Annotated in this window: 20 protein-coding genes; 4 read left to right on the forward strand and 16 right to left on the reverse strand. The window is 68.0% G+C overall.

Annotation, left to right across the window (positions count from 1 at the left end; all coding sequences use genetic code 11):
* Positions 1-8: 8 nt before the first annotated feature.
* The 16 genes from C9424_RS11720 to C9424_RS11795 form a co-directional block, all read right to left on the reverse strand.
* Positions 9-2,258 (reverse strand): flagellar hook-length control protein FliK, encoded by a 2,250-nt coding sequence (locus C9424_RS11720; RefSeq protein ID WP_116766999.1) that lies wholly within the window; start codon positions 2,256-2,258, stop codon positions 9-11.
* A complete protein-coding gene (locus C9424_RS11725) occupies positions 2,255-2,959 on the reverse strand; it encodes a C40 family peptidase (protein ID WP_116767000.1) in 705 nt (234 codons plus the stop codon). The genes C9424_RS11720 and C9424_RS11725 overlap by 4 nt, the downstream gene beginning before the upstream one ends.
* Entirely contained in the window at positions 2,956-3,390 is a 435-nt protein-coding gene (locus C9424_RS11730) for a flagellar FliJ family protein (RefSeq protein ID WP_116767001.1), read from the reverse strand. Before C9424_RS11730 ends, C9424_RS11725 begins: the two co-directional genes overlap by 4 nt.
* Positions 3,387-4,715 carry a FliI/YscN family ATPase gene (locus tag C9424_RS11735; RefSeq protein WP_116767002.1) on the reverse strand — a complete coding sequence of 443 codons (1,329 nt, stop codon included), beginning with the start codon at positions 4,713-4,715 and terminating at the stop codon, positions 3,387-3,389. Before C9424_RS11735 ends, C9424_RS11730 begins: the two co-directional genes overlap by 4 nt.
* Entirely contained in the window at positions 4,712-5,422 is a 711-nt protein-coding gene (locus C9424_RS11740; protein ID WP_116767003.1) for a FliH/SctL family protein, read from the reverse strand. The genes C9424_RS11735 and C9424_RS11740 overlap by 4 nt, the downstream gene beginning before the upstream one ends.
* Positions 5,412-6,428, reverse strand: coding sequence for a flagellar motor switch protein FliG (gene fliG / locus C9424_RS11745; RefSeq protein ID WP_116767004.1), 1,017 nt, complete (start codon positions 6,426-6,428; stop codon positions 5,412-5,414). Before fliG ends, C9424_RS11740 begins: the two co-directional genes overlap by 11 nt.
* Complete coding sequence (gene fliF / locus C9424_RS11750) at positions 6,425-8,035, reverse strand: flagellar basal-body MS-ring/collar protein FliF (RefSeq protein ID WP_116767005.1); 1,611 nt, start codon at positions 8,033-8,035, stop codon at positions 6,425-6,427. The genes fliG and fliF overlap by 4 nt, the downstream gene beginning before the upstream one ends.
* Positions 8,035-8,340, reverse strand: coding sequence for a flagellar hook-basal body complex protein FliE (gene fliE, locus C9424_RS11755; RefSeq protein WP_116767006.1), 306 nt, complete (start codon positions 8,338-8,340; stop codon positions 8,035-8,037). The genes fliF and fliE overlap by 1 nt, the downstream gene beginning before the upstream one ends.
* On the reverse strand, positions 8,340-8,732 hold the full coding sequence (locus C9424_RS11760; protein ID WP_116767007.1) for a flagellar basal body rod protein FlgC: 393 nt from the start codon (positions 8,730-8,732) through the stop codon (positions 8,340-8,342). Before C9424_RS11760 ends, fliE begins: the two co-directional genes overlap by 1 nt.
* Positions 8,732-9,073, reverse strand: a complete 342-nt coding sequence (locus C9424_RS11765) for a flagellar basal body rod protein FlgB (RefSeq protein WP_116767042.1) — start codon at positions 9,071-9,073, stop codon at positions 8,732-8,734. Before C9424_RS11765 ends, C9424_RS11760 begins: the two co-directional genes overlap by 1 nt.
* A gap of 145 nt (positions 9,074-9,218) precedes the next feature.
* Positions 9,219-9,644, reverse strand: a complete 426-nt coding sequence (locus C9424_RS11770; protein ID WP_133247515.1) for a hypothetical protein — start codon at positions 9,642-9,644, stop codon at positions 9,219-9,221.
* Positions 9,637-10,128, reverse strand: a complete 492-nt coding sequence (fliS, locus tag C9424_RS11775; protein WP_116767009.1) for a flagellar export chaperone FliS — start codon at positions 10,126-10,128, stop codon at positions 9,637-9,639. The genes C9424_RS11770 and fliS overlap by 8 nt, the downstream gene beginning before the upstream one ends.
* Positions 10,125-10,577, reverse strand: coding sequence for a flagellin hook IN motif-containing protein (locus C9424_RS11780; RefSeq protein WP_116767010.1), 453 nt, complete (start codon positions 10,575-10,577; stop codon positions 10,125-10,127). The genes fliS and C9424_RS11780 overlap by 4 nt, the downstream gene beginning before the upstream one ends.
* A 172-nt stretch (positions 10,578-10,749) precedes the next feature.
* On the reverse strand, positions 10,750-11,097 hold the full coding sequence (locus C9424_RS11785; protein ID WP_116767011.1) for a hypothetical protein: 348 nt from the start codon (positions 11,095-11,097) through the stop codon (positions 10,750-10,752).
* Between the two features lie 3 nt (positions 11,098-11,100).
* Entirely contained in the window at positions 11,101-12,489 is a 1,389-nt protein-coding gene (gene fliD, locus C9424_RS11790; protein WP_116767012.1) for a flagellar filament capping protein FliD, read from the reverse strand.
* A 133-nt stretch (positions 12,490-12,622) separates the two neighbouring features.
* Complete coding sequence (locus tag C9424_RS11795; RefSeq protein ID WP_202615840.1) at positions 12,623-13,465, reverse strand: flagellin N-terminal helical domain-containing protein; 843 nt, start codon at positions 13,463-13,465, stop codon at positions 12,623-12,625.
* A gap of 317 nt (positions 13,466-13,782) precedes the next feature.
* Between C9424_RS11795 and C9424_RS11800 the strand changes: the two genes are divergently transcribed.
* From C9424_RS11800 to fliW, 4 genes are read left to right on the forward strand one after another with little or no spacing between them, the layout of a single operon-like run.
* Positions 13,783-14,271, forward strand: coding sequence for a flagellar protein FlgN (locus tag C9424_RS11800; RefSeq protein WP_116767013.1), 489 nt, complete (start codon positions 13,783-13,785; stop codon positions 14,269-14,271).
* A 10-nt stretch (positions 14,272-14,281) separates the two neighbouring features.
* The gene (gene flgK / locus C9424_RS11805) at positions 14,282-15,700 is read left to right on the forward strand and encodes a flagellar hook-associated protein FlgK (protein WP_116767014.1); all 1,419 of its coding nucleotides are present in this window, start codon (positions 14,282-14,284) and stop codon (positions 15,698-15,700) included.
* A gap of 2 nt (positions 15,701-15,702) precedes the next feature.
* Positions 15,703-16,599, forward strand: coding sequence for a flagellar hook-associated protein FlgL (gene flgL, locus C9424_RS11810; protein ID WP_116767015.1), 897 nt, complete (start codon positions 15,703-15,705; stop codon positions 16,597-16,599).
* Positions 16,596-17,000, forward strand: a complete 405-nt coding sequence (gene fliW / locus C9424_RS11815) for a flagellar assembly protein FliW (RefSeq protein ID WP_116767016.1) — start codon at positions 16,596-16,598, stop codon at positions 16,998-17,000. The genes flgL and fliW overlap by 4 nt, the downstream gene beginning before the upstream one ends.
* The last annotated feature ends 7 nt before the right edge of the window (positions 17,001-17,007 follow it).

A 17,007-nucleotide genomic window follows, 5' to 3' on the forward strand; every position in this document is an offset into this window, starting at 1 on the left:
CCTTCGTGTCAGACAAGAATGTCGAGGGTGGTCTGGGGGCCGTTCAAAATCCTGGCGGCGCGCACGGCTTGGCCATCAGCCAGCGCGTCCCAGCGGTGACCGGGGCGCTCCTCGGCCGCGACGTTGCGGCCGCTGGGACCAGAGCCGTTTCCGCCGCCGCTGCCGCCGGACTCTCGTCCGGCGGCGTACTGGGTGCCCGCCCGGTCCTGGGCCGTGCCGTGCTGGCCCCCGTTCTGGCCCCCGTTCTGGCCCCCGTTCTGGCCGAGGCCTATGGGCCCGCTGTGATCGGACAGGTCAAGGCTGGCCCCGAATCCGGCGTCGGCGAGCTCCTTGCGGAGTTCGGGCAGGATTCCCCGGACCGCCTCACGTCCAGCCTCGCCCGGCGCGAAGAGTTCAATCCGCACACCCGCGGCGTCGATCTGGGCCCGTACCGTCAGCGGACCGAGATCTTCCGGGCTGACCTTGAGGGTCATAATGTGCTCGCCGCGGGGCGCCCCCACCAGGGTGAAGAGCGGTTTGGCCAGCTGAGGCTGAAGGGGTTCCGCGGGCTGGGGCACCGGCTGCGACGGCGGCTGGGCAGCGGCCTGCGCAGCCGGCTGGGGCATGGTTGTGCCGGCCGCCGGCGACTGAACAGGTATCGCCACTGCGCCAGCCGGACCTCCACTCACCTGATCCGTCAGCGCTTCCGCGGTGCTTGGTGCCTGTGCTTTTGCTTGTGCAGGGTCCGTTAGGGCTCCATGCGGCACCACGGCGGCTGCGGGGGCCACTCTGCTGCCCAAGACATTGCTGGCTGCGGTGCTGCCGGCGGAGGTAATCGCCGTTTGTCCGGCGGCTGACGGAGCGACGGCGGTGGCTCTGACGGTCGCTACGGCGGCGGCCTCTCCCCTGCCCGAACGCGAAGCTCCCGCCGTGGCAACAGGAGTGCTGGCCGCCGGGTTGGCCGGTGTCGAACTGCCAAGCACAGCACCGCGTCCCGGCCCTGCCTGGGCCGATTCACCTGCCAGAGCCTTCGTTGGCGCCTTCGCTTGAGCCGTGGCCGCCGCGGCCTCGCGCGGCAGCGTGGTTGCCTCGGCCGTGGCGGAAACTGCACCGGCGGGCGCGCCAGTGAGCACCGAGGCGGGACCCGCTGCAGACGCGGCACCTGCCGCGCCGGTGGCGGGCGAGGCCGCTAGCGCAGCCACACCGGTCGACGGTGCAGCAGCCAGGGCAGGAACGGGTGCAGCGGACGCGGCACCGGCTGATCCTCCAGTGGCTGCCGTCGGCCCCGAGGACGGTACCGCGGCCGCGATCTGCGCGGCAGCAACGGCAGACGAATCACCGCCCGCGACGGGACGAACGGGGATCGCGCCGGGCATCTGGAGCCGGGCGTCGGGCATTCCGGGGGCGGCGGGGACGGCTGTACCCTCTGCCGCGGCGGCCGGCACGCCGGCGGGACCCGCTGCCGCGGGCGTAGCGGCGGGTGCGCCTGCTGCCGCGGGCGTAGCGGCGGGACCCGCTGCCGCGGGCGTAGCGGCGGGTGCGCCTGCTGCCGCGGGGGCGGGGAAAGCCGGTGCCGCAGCGCGGGGGCTACCGTGGCCGTCCGAGGCCACGGCCTGGGCTGCTTGTCCGGGCTGCGCTGGCGGTCCCACCGGGGCTGGCTGTCCGGGTTGCGCGAAAGCGACAAATTGGGCGGGGGCCCACTGGGCGGAGGCATACTGCGCCTGCCATGCAAAGCCGGCAACGGCGGGAGAAGCGGCGTCGGACGGCGCGGAACCTGCTGCGGAGGGCGCGGAATCGGCTTCGTCGTCGGCCGCCGTCGTCGGTTTTGCAGCGGCGCCTGCCGCTGAAGCACCGGTCAGGTTGCCGTCACGCACGGGCACGTCTGGCGTCCGCTCGCCGACCGCCGTTGAGGCGGCTTCGGGGAAGCCGGCGTTGGCGGGCACCCAGTCGGACGCATTTTCCGTGAGTCGGCCGGATGCCTGATTGGCCGGACGGCCGGCGCCCTGAAGCTCGGGCCGTCCGGGCGTGGCGTTGGGCTCGTTGTCAGTAGCGGGCTCGGTGTTGGCGGCGGGCTCTGCCTCGGTGGCGGGGTCCGCGAGGTTACCGTTGCCTGCTGGGCCGATCCCTGCCGAACCCTGGACGTCGGTGAGGACCGAGTCAAAGGACGCAGTGTCCGGGCTACTGTTGCCCGGCCGCGGGTCCGCTCCCTGACGTGCTGCCCGGGCCGGTGCCGAGGCGGCCAGCGCGGTCACGAGATCCCCCGATGCCGCGGCCTTCACGATGCCGTCCCGGCAGGAACGATGCGCCGGATGGAGGTCAGGTTGGACTGCTGCTCCCAGGCGTCGCGGATCTGGATGGTCTTGCCGGGTACGGGTGCGTCGATCGCCTTGCCGTTGCCCAGGTAGATGGAAACGTGGTTGCCGCCGAAGCTCACCAGCAGGTCGCCGGGTTTCGCTTCGGCGAGGGAGGCCACCGGGGTGCCCTGGCGCATCTGGTCGCTCACCACGCGGGGAATCTCCACGCCGAGGTCTTTGAACACCCGCTGTGTGAAGCCGGAGCAGTCCATGCCGGTGGCCGGATTGGTGCCTCCCCACACGTAGGGAACACCGATGTACTTCTTGGCCGCCGCCACCACGTCGTTGCCCGTCGCCGCCGCGCCTGTGTGCACCGTGCCCGTTGCCTGGGCGCCGGTGAGCCCGGCCATGCCGGCCGCCGTCGTGCTGCCGAGTCCCAGCGAGCTGCCGAGCCCCAAGCTGTCCGTGAGGGAGGATGCATCCGTGGCACCGGTCCCGCCCATGGCCGCGGCGAGTGCCTGCGTGAAGGAAGCGGAGTCGCCGGTGCCCGTGGCGGTCGCGAGCGAGGTGGCCGCGGCGGCCTTGACCGCGGCCGCGTTGGTCTCCGCCGTGGCCGCCGGCCGGGACAGTTCCGCGATCATCGCTTGGATGCCCTGCATCCGGCCGATTGCCTCTGTCATGCTCATGGCTTCACCTGCTGTTCGTCGCGGTGCCAGAGCGTCGAGGCGATCTCGTCGAGGGCGGACTGTTCGGCGCGCAGGTCCGCGGAATTGATCTCGGCGTCGTGGCGGGCTTGCAGTTTTTCCAGGCCCACGGAGCGCGTGCGGGCGGCGATGAACTCGGCGCGGGCGGCGGCCTCTTCGGCTTCGGCCAGGTGCGTGAGGTTTTGCAGGTCCGCGAGCATGCTGTGGGAGGAGGACCGGGCGGCGGCCACGGCACGCAGGGAGGCGGAGCTGGAGATGGGGTCGTCCGTAGCGGCAAGCTCGCGGCGGGCGGCGGCTTCGCGGACCCGCACGGAACTGGAGCGTGAGCGGGCGCGCGCCAGTCCGGTGGCTGCCTGGTCCTGCTGGAGCTGGCGGAGGCGCAGGAGCCCTGCCAGAGAGAATTCGCGGTTCATGCTTCTGCTCCCAGGATCGAAGTAAGGTAGCCGAGCCGCTGCCAGGACTCGGAGTGCGCCGTGGATTCGTCCATCGGCTGTTGGAGGAACGCGCTGACCTCGTGCTCGTGGTTCAGCGCGGCGTCCACCAGCGGGTTGGTCCCGGCCTGGTAGGCGCCGACGTCGATCAGGTCCTGTGCGCCCTTGCGGGCCGCGAGGACCCGGCGGAGTGTGGCGGCAGCGTCGAGGTTCGGCCGGGCATTGACCTTGCTGGCCACCCGGGACACCGATCCGAGCACGTCCACGGACGGAAAATGCCCCGTGACGGCCAGTTTGCGGTCCAGCACGACGTGACCGTCCAGGATGGACCGGGCCGCGTCGGCGATGGGCTCGTTGTGGTCATCACCGTCCACCAGCACGGTATAGATGCCGGTCACGGAGCCGGTTTCGGCAGTGCCGGCGCGTTCCAGGAGACGGGCCAGGATGGAAAAGGTCGACGGCGGGTAGCCCCGGGTGGCCGGAGGCTCGCCGGCTGAGAGGCCGATCTCGCGCTGGGCCATGGCTACTCGGGTGAGGGAGTCCATCATCAGGACCACGTCCTGGCCCTGGTCGCGGAAGGACTCGGCGATCCGGGTGGCGGTGAAGGCTGCGCGCATCCGCATGAGGGCGGGTTCGTCGGAGGTGGCGACCACCACCACGGAGCGCGCCAGGCCGGCGGCGCCGAGGTCATCCTCGAGGAACTCCCGGACTTCGCGGCCCCGTTCACCGACAAGGGCAATCACCGAAACCTCGGCGTCGGTGCCGCGGGCGATCATCGAGAGCAGGGAGGATTTGCCGACGCCGGACCCGGCAAACAGGCCCATGCGCTGGCCCTTGCCGAGCGTCGTCATGGTGTCCAGGACGCGCACCCCGGTCTGCAGTGCCGTATCGATGCGGGCACGTTTCATGGCGTTCGGCGCCTCGTTGTCAATCGGCACGCGCGGACCGCTGAGCAGCGGACCCTTGCCGTCGATCGGACGTCCGAGCCCGTCAAGGACCCGGCCGAAGAGGCCCCGGCCGGTGGGGACCAGCACGGCGCCGCCCTTGGCGCGGACGGGGTCTCCGGCGGCCACACCGGCGAGACGGCCCAGCGGCATGCAGCGGACGGAGCCCTCCAGCGCGGCCACGACTTCGGCGTCGAGGCCGGGGTTCTCCCCCACCGTGATGAGGTCTCCCAGCGCGCAGTCGAGCCCGGAGACTTCAAGGCCCAGCCCAACGACGGAGGTGACGACGCCGACCCTCTGCGGGGCAGCCGCGGCCAGCGCGGCGGCGTAGTCGGCACCCTTCGGGCGCCACTCGGCGATCATGCCTGGCCCCGATAGGCGCCGGTGCCGGGAAGGCCGCCAGCAGGCAGTCCGCCGCCAATATCGCCGGTGCCAGGACCGGCGGCGGCCTGCCCGGACTCCCCCAGCAGGGCCGTGCGGGCACGTTCCAGGGAACTGCGCAGGCCGGCGTCGAACCAGCCCTGCTGGTATTCGACCTTCGCGTCGCCCCGGCCCAAGGAGGGATCCGGGACGAGCGGCAGCCCGGCGGGCAGTTCCTGCCCTTCCCGGGTAAGGACGTCGATGTCTGCAGGGTGCAGCCGGATCGCCAGCACGGTGGCGCTGTCGCTCCCGGAGAGGGCACGTGCCAGGGCGGCGCGAGCGGTCCTGGTGCCTTCGGCGAGTTCGTAGCCGAGGATGGCCTCGGCCAGTTCCAGCGCGGTACGTGCCAGGATCTCTTCGGCGTCTTGCAGGGCCTGCACGTTGCGGTGGGCGAAGTCGTTCCGGGCGACGGCCAGGGCGCGCACGGCACGGTCCAGGTCCTGTTGCCCGGCGGCCAGGGAGGCGGCCTGTTCGGCGGCCATGCGGTCCCGCCAGCGGCGCTGTTCCTTCGCGGCGGCCCGCACGCCGGCGGCGTAGCCTGCGGCGTGGCCCTCGGTGTAGCCGGCCTGTTCGGCGGCCGGCCCGTTCGCCCGCAGCGAGGGAAAGACGACGCGCGCCGGGGCAGGGGCCGCGCCGCTGTCAGTAGACATAGTCTTCTTCGTCCCCGCGCTGGATGGTGACCTGGCCGTCGGCCTCGAGCTCGCGGATGGACCGGACGACGGCGGCGCGGGCCTCTTCGATCTGCGAGGCACGCAGCGGGCCAAGGGCAGCGATCTCGGATTCGAGGATTTCGAGGTTGCGCCCGGAGACGTTGGTGGTGATGGTTTCCAGGACCGCCTCGGAGGCGCCCTTCATGGCGATCGCCAGGACAGACGCGTCGAGGCCGCGGAGCACCAACTGCACGTCGCGGCGTTCCAGTTTCACGATGTCGTCGAACGTCACCATCTGGGCGCGGATCTCCACCGCGAGGTCGGGGTCGAGCAAGTCCAGGCCGTCCAGCACGGATCGTTCCGTGCCGGCGTCGGTCCGGTTGATGATCTCCAGCAGCGGCTGGATGCCGCCCACCACCTTTGAGGCCTGCTGGGATACGGCGGCGCCGCCGCGGAGTTTGAGGGTATCGGCGACGATCCCGATCGCCTCGGGCGCGCCGGATCCCATGGTGGCGATGCTGAGCGCGACGTCGGCGCGCAGCGAACCGGGCAGCCCGGACATGACGGCCGAGGCCTTGCGCGGGCTGAGGTGGGCCAGGACCAGGGCGATGGTCTGCGGCAGTTCGCCGTCGATCAGGGCCAGGATCTGCACGGGTTCGATGTCTTCGAGGAACTCGAAGGACTTGCCGGCCATGTTGACCGTGAGGCGGTTGATGAGTCCGGCCGCCTTTTCCGAGCCGAAGGACGCCTCGAGCAGGCCTTCGGCGAGTTCCCGGCCGCCCCGGGCCTGGCGGGAGTTGGTCTGCGCGGCCTGGTGGAAGTCCTTCATGATCTGTTCGGCGACGTCCGGGTCCACTTTGCGGAGCTTGACGATCTCGGCGGCAATCTCCTCCGCCTCCGTGTCAGTGAGCTGGGCCATGACCTTGGCGGCGTTCTCGGGGCTCATCTGCATCAGGACGACGGCGGCGCGCTGGGTGCCGGTCAGGACGGTATCGGCTGGTTTCATGCCGGCTGCCTGTCATCCATGAGGCTGCGCAGGTAGTCTGCCGCCCGTTCCGGGTTGGCGGCGACCATGTTGTCGATCTCCAGCCGGCGTTGCTCGGACTCCAGCTGCTCGGTGGTCGGTCCCGGAAGCGGAGGCAGTGCGGTGATCGGGATCGCCGACGTCGCCGGGGCGGGCGGAAGGGCGGTGACGGGCGCGACCACCGGCATGATCTCCAGATCCAGGCGTTCACCGAGGTCAACGGGCTCGCGCTTCTGGCGGCGCCGCAGGATGATCGTGACCACCAGGGCAAGGATCAGCAGGCCGAGCAGGATACTGCCGGCCGTGACGAGGGTTCCGAAGAACGCGGCCTGCCTTTCGGCTTCCGCGTTGGCCTGGGCCTCGGCGAGTGCTTTGGCGGCGTCATCGGCGGCCGCGGTGCTGAACGGCACCACCTCAACGGTGACGACGTCGCCGCGCGTGGCGTCGACGCCGGCTGCGGAGGTGACGAGGTTCTTCAGCGACACGAGGTTCAGGCCGTTGGCGGCGGCTTGGCTGACCGCTACGGAAATGGTCTGGCGTTTGACGGCTCCCGCCGGGATGACCCGGTCCTCGGTGACCTTGTTGACGGCGTTGTTCTTGGTCTCGGTGGTGGAATCGAAGTTGCCGTTGCCACTGGTACCGCCGGGAACCGCGATGTTGTCCGGGCCGAGGACGCCCGCGGCCCCTCCCCCGGTTCCCGTGTATTTCTCGGTCTTGGATGATTCGCTCAGCGGCAGGGCGCCGGCGGTGTTGGAGAACGTTTCGCTCGTCTGCTGCGCGGATTCCCCGGTGACGTCGGCGGCGACCGCTACCGTGGAATTCCCGGGGCCCACCACTCGGTCCAGGACTGCCTTCACGGCGTCGGACGTGCGGTTCTGGTAGTCGCTGGCCTGCTTGGAGGTCGAGCCTGTGGCGCCCCCTCCGACAGTAGAGAGCACATTGCCCTGGGAGTCGACCACCGACACGTTGTCCGGCTTGAGGTTCTCGATCGCGGCGGAGGTCAGGTGGACGATGGCCTGCACTTTGTCGCTGGAAAGTGTGGTCCCCGCGGCGGTTTCGACAAAGACCGAGGCCGTGGTGTCGGGGGTCTTGGACACAAAGACGGTCTTTTCCGGGATCGCGAGCCGGACGGCGGCGGTCTTCACGCCGTCCATGGCTTCGATGGTGCTGGCGAGTTCCCCTTCGAGCGCCCGCTTGTAGGTGACGGACTGTTGGAATTCCGAGGACGTCACCCCCATCTTGTCCAGCAGGGAGTACCCGGTTGCTGCGGCGGTCGGCAGGCCGGCGGAGGCCGCCTTGAGCCGTTCGTCGTAAACCTTGTCCTGCGGGACCAGGATGGTGGCGCCGCCGTCGCTGAGTTCGTACTGAACGTTGTCCTTTTTGAGCTGATCCACGATTCCGCTGGCATCGGTGCTCTTCAGGCCGGAGAACAGCGGGGTCAGGGCCGGGCGGGTGAGCCAGGCGGACAGGGCCACGATGCCCACCACCAGCAGGGCAGCACCGATCACGGCGAGGGTGCGCTGGCCGGCGGTGAAGCTCTTCAGGCCCGTGCCGACGCGCTGGAAGAACGCGGATATCTGCGGAGGCATCAGGCCTGCATCCTCATGATCTCGTTGAACGCGTCAACGCCCTTGTTGCGCACCGTGGACATGAGTTCCAGCGTGACCTGGGCGCGCGTGGCGGCGAGCGTGGCGTTGTGGATGTCGTCCAGGTTGCCGGTGACGGCGGAGACAGCCAGCTGGTTCGACGTCGACTGCAGCTGCTGGAGGTTGTCCACCGCACCGGTGAGGGAGGTGGCGAAGGCGGAGCCGTCCGTGCCGGCGACAGGGCTGGCGCCGCCGACGTAATTGGTCGGCAGGACACCCTGGACGGGGGCGATGGGGGCAACAGTCATTAGGAGCGTCCAATCTCAAGGGCGGCCGTGTACGTTTCGCGGGCGCGGTCCACCACCTGCGCGTTGGCCTGGTAGCCACGCTGGGCGATGATGAGCGCGCCCATTTGTTCTGCCATGTCGATGTCCGGGTACTTCACGTTGCCGTTGGCATCAGCCAGCGGGTGGTCCGGCTGGTAAACGATCCGGCCCGCGGCGCTGCCGAGCTGGGTGCTCTTGACGTACACGCCGGAGCCGTCCGACCCTTCGGCGGCCTCGACGTAACGGGCCTGAAAAGCGGGGCCGCTGGTGGCGGAGGCGTTGTTCATGTTGGCGAGGTTGTCCGAGACAGCATCGAGCCACTTGCGGTGGACGGTGAGGGCGGAGCCGGCGATGCCGATCATGTCGAAGGTCATCAGCTGGTCCTCAGGGCGGAGCGTATGGCGGTGAATTCGTTATTGACGGCGCGGGCGGCGAACTGGAAGCGCAGCACGGTGTCGATGTTGGACAGGGTCTCGGTGTCCAGGTTGACGTTGTTGCCGTTCAGCTGGGTGGGTTCCAGGGATTCCGCCGTCGTTGCCTGCACGTGGCCGTCCCCGGACTGCACTGACGCCGCCAGGGCGTCCTCGAAGCTGACGCGCTTCGCGTGGTAATTCGGTGTGTTGACGTTCGCGATGTTGTTCGCGATAGTGCGCTGGCGCAATGCCAACCCGTCCATGGCGCTGGCCAGGGCGGCGGAAGTCACGGATTCGAGCACAGAGTCCTGCCTGGGAAAGGTGAGGGTGGCCAATCCGTGGCCGGTAAACGAGCGATCCGTGCTCTTACAGTGGTTATCGGCACTGGTCAGCGCCGCGTTAGGAGAAAATGCGACTGTTATCCGAAAGATTCGGGCCGAGGAAACTTCAGCCGTTCACGTCGAGGTAGATCGCACTGGACGGGTCTCCGACGCCCGGTACTGAGGACACTGCCTGGAGCTGCCGGGCCATGTCCTGCCGGGCCTCCTCCAGCCTGAGGGCAACGCGTTCCTGGGCCGCGGCCAGGGCGACGGCGCGGCGCCGTGCTGCGGCCGGCAGCGGCCCGGGCAGCGACGGCGGGGACCAGCGTTTTTCCGCCCGGGGCTCCGCGACGGATCCTGCTGCTATGGCGAGCGGGCCCAGCGGATCCTTGAGGGTGCGCTCGGCAGCCTGGACCGCCATTTCAAGCACGTCCAAGACAGCCATCCAAGCGGCCAAGCCGGCGTCGACGGGCATGGCCTCCGCAGGAAGTGATGCGGCGTTGGTGGATCCGGCTTCCCCAAGGCCGGACTCCGTGTCGGTCTGGTTAGCCAAAACCGAGGCTCCCGCCACCTGTTCCCGGCTGGGCGTTCCAGGTCCCGGTGCCGGCAAAGGCGGGTGCAGCCGCTGCGGAGGGGACTGCCGGTGGCGCCGGAACGGACGCGGCGGCTTCATGCCAGGCCTGGCGCAGGGGTTCCAGGAGGTCAATTGCCTCCCGTGTGAGGGCCGGGTCGCGCTGGATGTTGGCGTTAACCAGCGCGGTGAAGGCGTAGTTGTAGATGCCGAGGAGTCCGTCGGCACCGTCCCAGGCGTCGACCTTCAAGGACGAGGTCAATTCAGCAATGATGGCCTGTGCATGCAGGAGGTTTTCCGTGGCGACCGGCCAATTGGCGCCCTGCTGGGCCCTCTCGGCCCGTCCAAGATCCAGCAGAAGGCGGTCGTAGAGCATGGTCAGGAGGCGTGCGGGAGGAGCGGAGAGCACAGAATCCGCCAGGTACTGGTTCCGTTGGGCTGCGCTTCCAAAGCTTGTGGTGCTCATGCTGGTGTGCTTCCTGTGGAGGGACCGAAGATCTGCGAGGAGAGCCAGGCAGACTGGGACTTAATTTCACTGAGTGACACTTCGAGTGCGGCCTGCGAACGCTGCAGAACGGACTTTCGGGCGACGAGCCCGCTGTCCCAGCCGGCAGGAAGGTCCGCCGAAGCACCGGCCTGCTCGCTGAATTTTACGTGGGCGCTCTTTCCGTTCAAGTCGGGGACGATCGTTGCAGCCGCACCGGATTTGGACGCCGCAAATTCCAGCCGGTACTGGCCGCCGCCGGCAGGCACCTTACTGGCCGTGACGCCGGCATTTGCGCCGTTGACCGCGGCGGCAACATCGTCAATGGAGCTGGTGGCTGGCGTGACCGTGACGATGTTGCCCTCGCTTTTGATGGTGATGGTGGTGAAAGGCCACACGAAAACCTTCTGCGAGGAGGACACATGGGACATAGCGGCCTGCCTTCCGGGTAGGAACAACACGGCCGATTTCGTGACCGTGCTTCGGGTAATCCCTGCTTACCTTCTGCTCTCGGCATGCGAGGGGTCATGCGTTAGCAAAAAATGCTGGACTATCTCCTGCGGGTTCCCGTGAGACGCGGTCACATCCACACGAGAGGTCATGTCAGCCCCGGACGTCAATGAGCAGTGCGTGGCCTGCTCCAGACGATGCCGGGACTAAATTGAGGGCCTCCAGGTGCGCTGCGGCGACCTGCCTGGTCTTCGTGAGGATGGCAATGCTTTCCTCCTGAGCATTCAAGACCCGGCGCGCACGGTCTTCCAGCTCGGCCGGGATGGGGCCCGGTAAAGCGGGAGGTGCCCAAGGTTCGGGTTCCGCCCCTGAAAAGGCCACCGCGATGTCGGCCTCGAGCCGGTCCAGGATCGCGGTCCAAACTGCGTTGGTATCGGCGATCCCCGGGGTGTCACCGAGCGGGCGGTCCGGGCCCCGGCGATAGACAGCGGTGCTGGACATTGGCTAGTTTCCGCTCGAGGACGACGTGGAGAGTCCGGCAAGCTGGCCCGTAAGCCACGATGACTGCGCCTTCAGCCCACCCAGCAGAACTTCCATATTGGTGAACTGGGCCTGAAGGGTTGCCCGGCGGCTTGTTAGCCGCGTATCCCAGTTCGAGATCTGGTCGTTCAGGTCTGCGACCTCGGATTGTTGACCCTTGATGAGGGACGTCACGGAACCCTGGACCGGGTCTGTGGCGTTGCTCGTCGAGGTGGCGACGCGCGAGGCAATTGTCTGGAGCGCGGCACTGGTCCCGGCCGGGTCGCTCGCCATCGCCGCCGCCAGCTTGTCCTTATCGAAGGTGAAGTTCCCATCGCGGGTGATCACGATCCCGTACTCGGACGGGGACTTGCCGTTGACCGGGGCCGCCATCGCGGTGAGCAGGGCATCGCCGACGGCGCGGACGCTGGAGTTGCCGGTGAAGATTCCGCCTTTGGCTGCCGAGGTTCCGTCCGCGGTTGTGGTGGTGGTGACGGAGCTGTTGTCGGAGATGAAGCCGAGTGCATCATTGACAGCTTTGACGAGATCCGATGCCCTCTGGGATATCGCCGCGGTGTCGCTGGCTACGGTCACGGTTACCGGTGCGGCGCTGACAGCCGTCGCAGTGACCGAGACGCCGGGGAGCAGGTTGGTGAAAGTGTTCGTTGCCGAGGTGATTTTCTGCTCGGCGGCGGTGCCTGCGTACAGAACGGCTTCGGCGTCCTGGGCGGTCCTCACGACGGCGGCGGCAGGATCAGACATCAGGTCCGTGGCGGTGCCGGCAGTGACGTCCGCGGCGCTGCCCTGGTAGATCTGAAACGCGCCAGCTGCACCGGATGCGGTCGCGGTGAGCTGGAGGCGGTAGGTGCCATTGCCGGCCGGGACTTTCACCGCGGCGGCGCCTCCGGAAGCGGCGTTAATGGCGGTGACGACGTCGTCGAGCGACGTGGAGGCCGGGGCGATCTCGGTCTGCTTGCCTGTGGCATCGACGATTGTCAGCTTCGCGGGTGCTCCCCCGGCATCGACGGGCCACGAGGCCATCGCTGCGGTGACATCGACCTGGGTCTGCGCGAGCTTGGTGACCGTGACATCGAGGGACCCGGCCGCCGCAGAGGTGTTCGCGGTGGCGGTGAGGGACGGCGCCGAGGTGCTCGCGGTGAACAGATTCAGTGCGTTGACGGTGGCATCTCCGGAGGCGGTGCTGTTGAGGAGCGTCAGACGGGTGTTGAGGCCCTGCAGCGATGTGATCATCGACTGGTCGGAGGCCAGCTTCGTCTTGAGTTGCGTCTGCGGCAGTGCCTCGACGGCCATGAGGGAGTTAATCATGGACGTTGTGTCCAGGCCGCTGGACAGTCCGTCGATTGCTGTTCCCACAGGGGTTCCTTCCGGAAAAGTTTGGGGCCGTGACCGGCGGCGTAGGTCAGACGCCAGTGGCGGTCAGGCGGGATGGGCCCGACCTAACCGCCACAGGCGACCATGGAATCCGTTGTTACGGTTCCGCTATTGACTAGCGCAGGAGCGACAGAACGCCCTGGCCGGACTGGTTGGCCTGAGCCAGCATTGCCGTACCGGCCTGGGACATGATGTTGGCCTTGGTGAACTTGACCATTTCCTGGGCCATGTCGGTGTCGGTGATGCGGGACGCAGCGGCCGACAGGTTCTCGCCGGAGACCTGGAGGGTCTTGGTGGCGTGTTCCAGGCGGTTCTGGGTTGCACCCAGGTCTGCGCGCTGAGCGGAGATGGCAGCAATGGCGGTGTCGATTTTGCCGATCGTGCCCTGCGCGTTCGCGTTGCTAGTGACATCGAAGTCCGTAACGCCTGCAGCGGTGTTGGCCGAGAGCGCGCCGACGGCAGTTGACACGTCGCCGAGTGTGACGGCGATCGTGTCGTTGGCGGTGCCGCCGGTGCCAACCTGGATGTTCAGCGAACCGCCCTTGAGCAGGTCGATTCCGTTGAAGTTGGTGCCCTGAGTGAGGCGGTCCAACTCCTGGCCGAGGGACTGACCTTCACTCTTGATAGCGGTGCGGGATGCGCCGTTGTTGGTGTCGTTAGCACCCTGGACAGCAAGGTCACGCATGCGCTGCAGAATCGAGTGGACTTCGGTCAGGGCGCCTTCAGTGGTCTGGATGACGCCGATGCCGTCCTGTGCGTTGCGCGCAGCCTGCGCCGAGCCGGTGACCTGGGACTTCAGGCCTTCAGAGATGGAGAGGCCGGCAGCATCGTCAGCAGCACGGTTGATGCGCAGGCCGCTGGAGAGCTTCTCCATCGACTTGGACACAACGTCCTGGGTGTTGTTGAGGTTGCGGTAGGCGTTGTTCGCCATCGTGTTGGTGTTGATCATCATGCCCATGGTGTTTCCTCCGTGATTGGGACTGTAAGCGACGGCCCATCCGTGGGCCTTCAGGAGTAGTTATCGCCCGGCGGATAACTCAGGTAAGGGGAATCCGAAAAAAGTTTTCCCAGTTCACGCGCTCTTGTCCGCGCTCCTGCCCGATTGCCAAGAACGCCCTTGTTATCCGCCTCATTGCTGCTAACGCATCCCGCAGCCCTGCCGATAGTTTCTACGAACCCTGCTGGTGGCTGAATCGTCCGCACGATCAATCGGCCTCCCCGGCACCACCGCACCTGTCGCCCGCTACATTCACACATGAGGGAGCCGTCCCGAACATGGCCATCCACGAACTTTCAGCCCTGCTGTGGCGGGAGCGTGAACTCCTGGACGTTCTCACTTTCAAGCTGGAGGAAGAGCAACTGCTCCTCACCTCAGGCAAATCCCGCTGGCTGGCTCACGGCACCAAAGAAGTCGAGCAGGTCCTCGAACACCTCTCAAAGGCGAGCCTGGCGCGCACCATCGAGGCCGCCGTCGTGGCCGAAACCTGGGGTTTGCCGTCGGACGCGTCCCTCAGCGAGCTGGCTGCCGCGGCCCCGGAGGGTGCCTGGTCCGAAGTCCTGACCGCGCACCTGGCCGCACTGACCCGCCAGACGGCCCTCATCAAGGAACTGCGCGACTCCAACGAGCAGTACCTGCGCACCGCAGTCCGCTCCACCCAGGAGTCCCTGGCCGATCTCCGGCCCGCCGCGGCCGCCGGCACTTACGACGCCCACGGCAAGACCGGGGAAACCGCCGGCTCCCGCCTCTTCGACAAGCAATTCTAAGGAAGCGACCATGAGCACCTTTGGCGCCCTGAATACCGCCTACCGGGGGCTGACCGCCGCCCAGCAGGGCCTGAACGTCGCCGGGCAGAACATCGCCAACGCGGCCACCGAGGGCTACACCCGGCAGCGCGTTCAGCAGTCCTCGATTGCTGCCCCGCCCCCGGGTCTTTTCGGCTCAGGCCGCCCGGAGTCCGGCAACGGTGTTTCCGTGGACGGCATCGCCCGGCTCGGCAGCAGTTTCCTGGATGCCGGCGTCCGCTCGGCGGGAGCCCAGGCCGGCTTCGCCAGCGTCCGGTCCTCCGTGCTCCAAGGCATCGAGGGAATCCTGCAGGAACCCGGCGACAACGGGATCTCCGCATCCCTGCAGACGTTCTGGTCCGCCTGGCAGGGCGCGGCCAACCAGCCCGGGGAAACCGCTCCGGCGGGGCAGCTCCTGCAGGCCGGCAATGAGCTCACCGCCAAGATCTCGTCCGGTTACCAGTCGCTCACCGCGCAATGGAGCAGCGTTCGCGGGCAGGCCCAGGACAACGTCGACGCCGTCAACGCGGCGGCCGCTCAAGTGGCCGCTTACAACGCCACCATTCGTTCCACTACCGCAGCGGGCGGTTCGGCCAACGAACTCATCGACGCGCGGGCCAAGCTCACCGAAACGATCTCCCGGCTGACCGGCGGGACCGTGCGCGAACAGGCAGACGGCACGGTGGACATCCATGTCGGCGGCAATGCCCTTGTCATGGGAACATCCGTCAGGGCTCTGGCCCTCTCGGGCACCCAGTCCGGGGATTCGCTTGGGTCTTCGGTCCAGCTTGAATGGGCCGACCGGCCTGGCCAGGCTGTACCGGTCACCGACGGCGAAATCGCCGGCGCGCTGTCCGTCCTGGCGCCGGCAAACAGCAACGGCACCGGCGGCGCGATCGCCGAGGCGGCGGCGTCGTACAACACGTTTGCCGGAAATTTGCGGGACGCCGTCAACGCTCTTCACAACGGCGCCCAGACTTCCACCGGGGCCGTGGCCGGCGATTTCTTCAGCCCCGCCTCGGGCATGCCGGCGGCGTTGAGTCTCGCCGTGCTGCCCCAGGACGCCAGCGCTATTGGCATTGGCGCCGGCGCAGGGAAGCTGGACAACAGCGTGGCGGACAAGATCTCCCAGCTCGGCACGGGCCCCGGGTCCCCGGACAGCCTCTGGGCCGGCGTAGTGACGGGAATCGGCGTCCAGTCGCGGGGCGCCCAGCAGCATGAGTCGCTGACCACCGCTTCGGAGTCGGCCGCCCTCGCCAACCGCGCGTCGTCCGCGTCCGTCAGCCTGGACGAGGAAAACGTCAGCCTGCTCACCAACCAGCACGCCTACCAGGCCGCCGCCCGGGTCATGACAGCCGTGGACGAAGCCCTGGATGTTTTGATCAATCACACCGGACTGGTAGGAAGGTAGCCATGCTGAACCGGGTAACAAACCTGACCATGACCTCTGCCGCCCAACGCAACCTCCAGGCACAGCAGTCCAAGCTCGCCGAGCTGCAGGACAAGGCCGGCACGCTGAACAAGCTCTCCCGGCCCTCGGACGATCCCGCAGCCACGGCCCAGGCCCTCCAGACCCGCTCCCGGATCGCCGCCGCCGCCCAGTACGGCCGGAACATCGACGACGGCGACAGCTGGCTCACTGCCGCCGACTCCGCCCTGTCGGACGCCACCAACGTGGTCCGCAAGATGCAGGACCTGACCGTCCAGGCCGGCAACGGCACGCTCAACCAGACGGGCAGGGACGCAATCGCCCTTGAGCTGGAAGGCCTTAACAAGGACCTGTTGTCGATCGCCAACAGCAAGCACTTGGGCCGCAACATCTTTGCCGGGAGCTCGGATGCCGCCAGCGCGTTCACCGCCGGAACGCCCGGCAACCCGCCCACGTTCAACGGCGTTGCCAACAGTTCCGTGGAGCGCCGCATCAGTGATACCCAGACCGTCCGGGTGGATGCCGACGGCGCGGCGATCTTCGGTGACGGCGCCTCGTCGATCTTCCAGACCGTCAGCGGTATTGTCGCGGGCCTGCGCAACAACACGGACGTGACCGCACTCGCCGGCCAGCTCACGACCGCTGCCCAGAACGTGATCAACGGGCGTGCGGAGGTCGGAACACGCCAAGCCCAGCTGGACCGCGCCAGCAGCGTCAACACAGATTTGGAGGCCACCTTGGATGCACAGAAGACGGGCATTGAGAAGGCAGATCTTGGCAGTGTCATCATGGACCTGAAACTCCAGGAGACCAACTATCAGGTGGCTCTCGCCGCGACGGCCCGGGTCCTGCAGCCCACCCTGATGGACTTCCTGCGGTGAGCACCCCCGTCATGGACACCCCCGTCGCCAGCCTGCCCGTCACATTCACCGCGCCCATGCCGGGCTTTGAGGATCTGCACGACTTCTCGCTTCGGAGCGTCCAGGGCGCGACAGGGCTGTTCGCGCTGGAGGCCGCTTCCACCCCGGTGCGGCTGTTCCTGGCCGATGCCGCCGTGTTCGCGCCGAGCTACGCTCCGCCGATCCCGGCAGCCTCTCTGGAGGCTCTCGGGCTCGACGAGCGGGAGGCACTCCAGGTGCTGATCGTGGTCAACCATGCCCCCGGTTCCACGACGGTCAACCTCATGGCTCCGATCATTCTCAACCGCGGCACGGGACGCTGCACGCAGCTCGTGCTGGACGGCCGGGACTACCCGCTCCGGGCCGAAATCGACTCCCTGTAGTCAGCCG

Source organism: Arthrobacter sp. H-02-3, from assembly GCF_003097355.1.
GTDB classification, from domain to species: Bacteria; Actinomycetota; Actinomycetes; order Actinomycetales; family Micrococcaceae; genus Arthrobacter; species Arthrobacter humicola.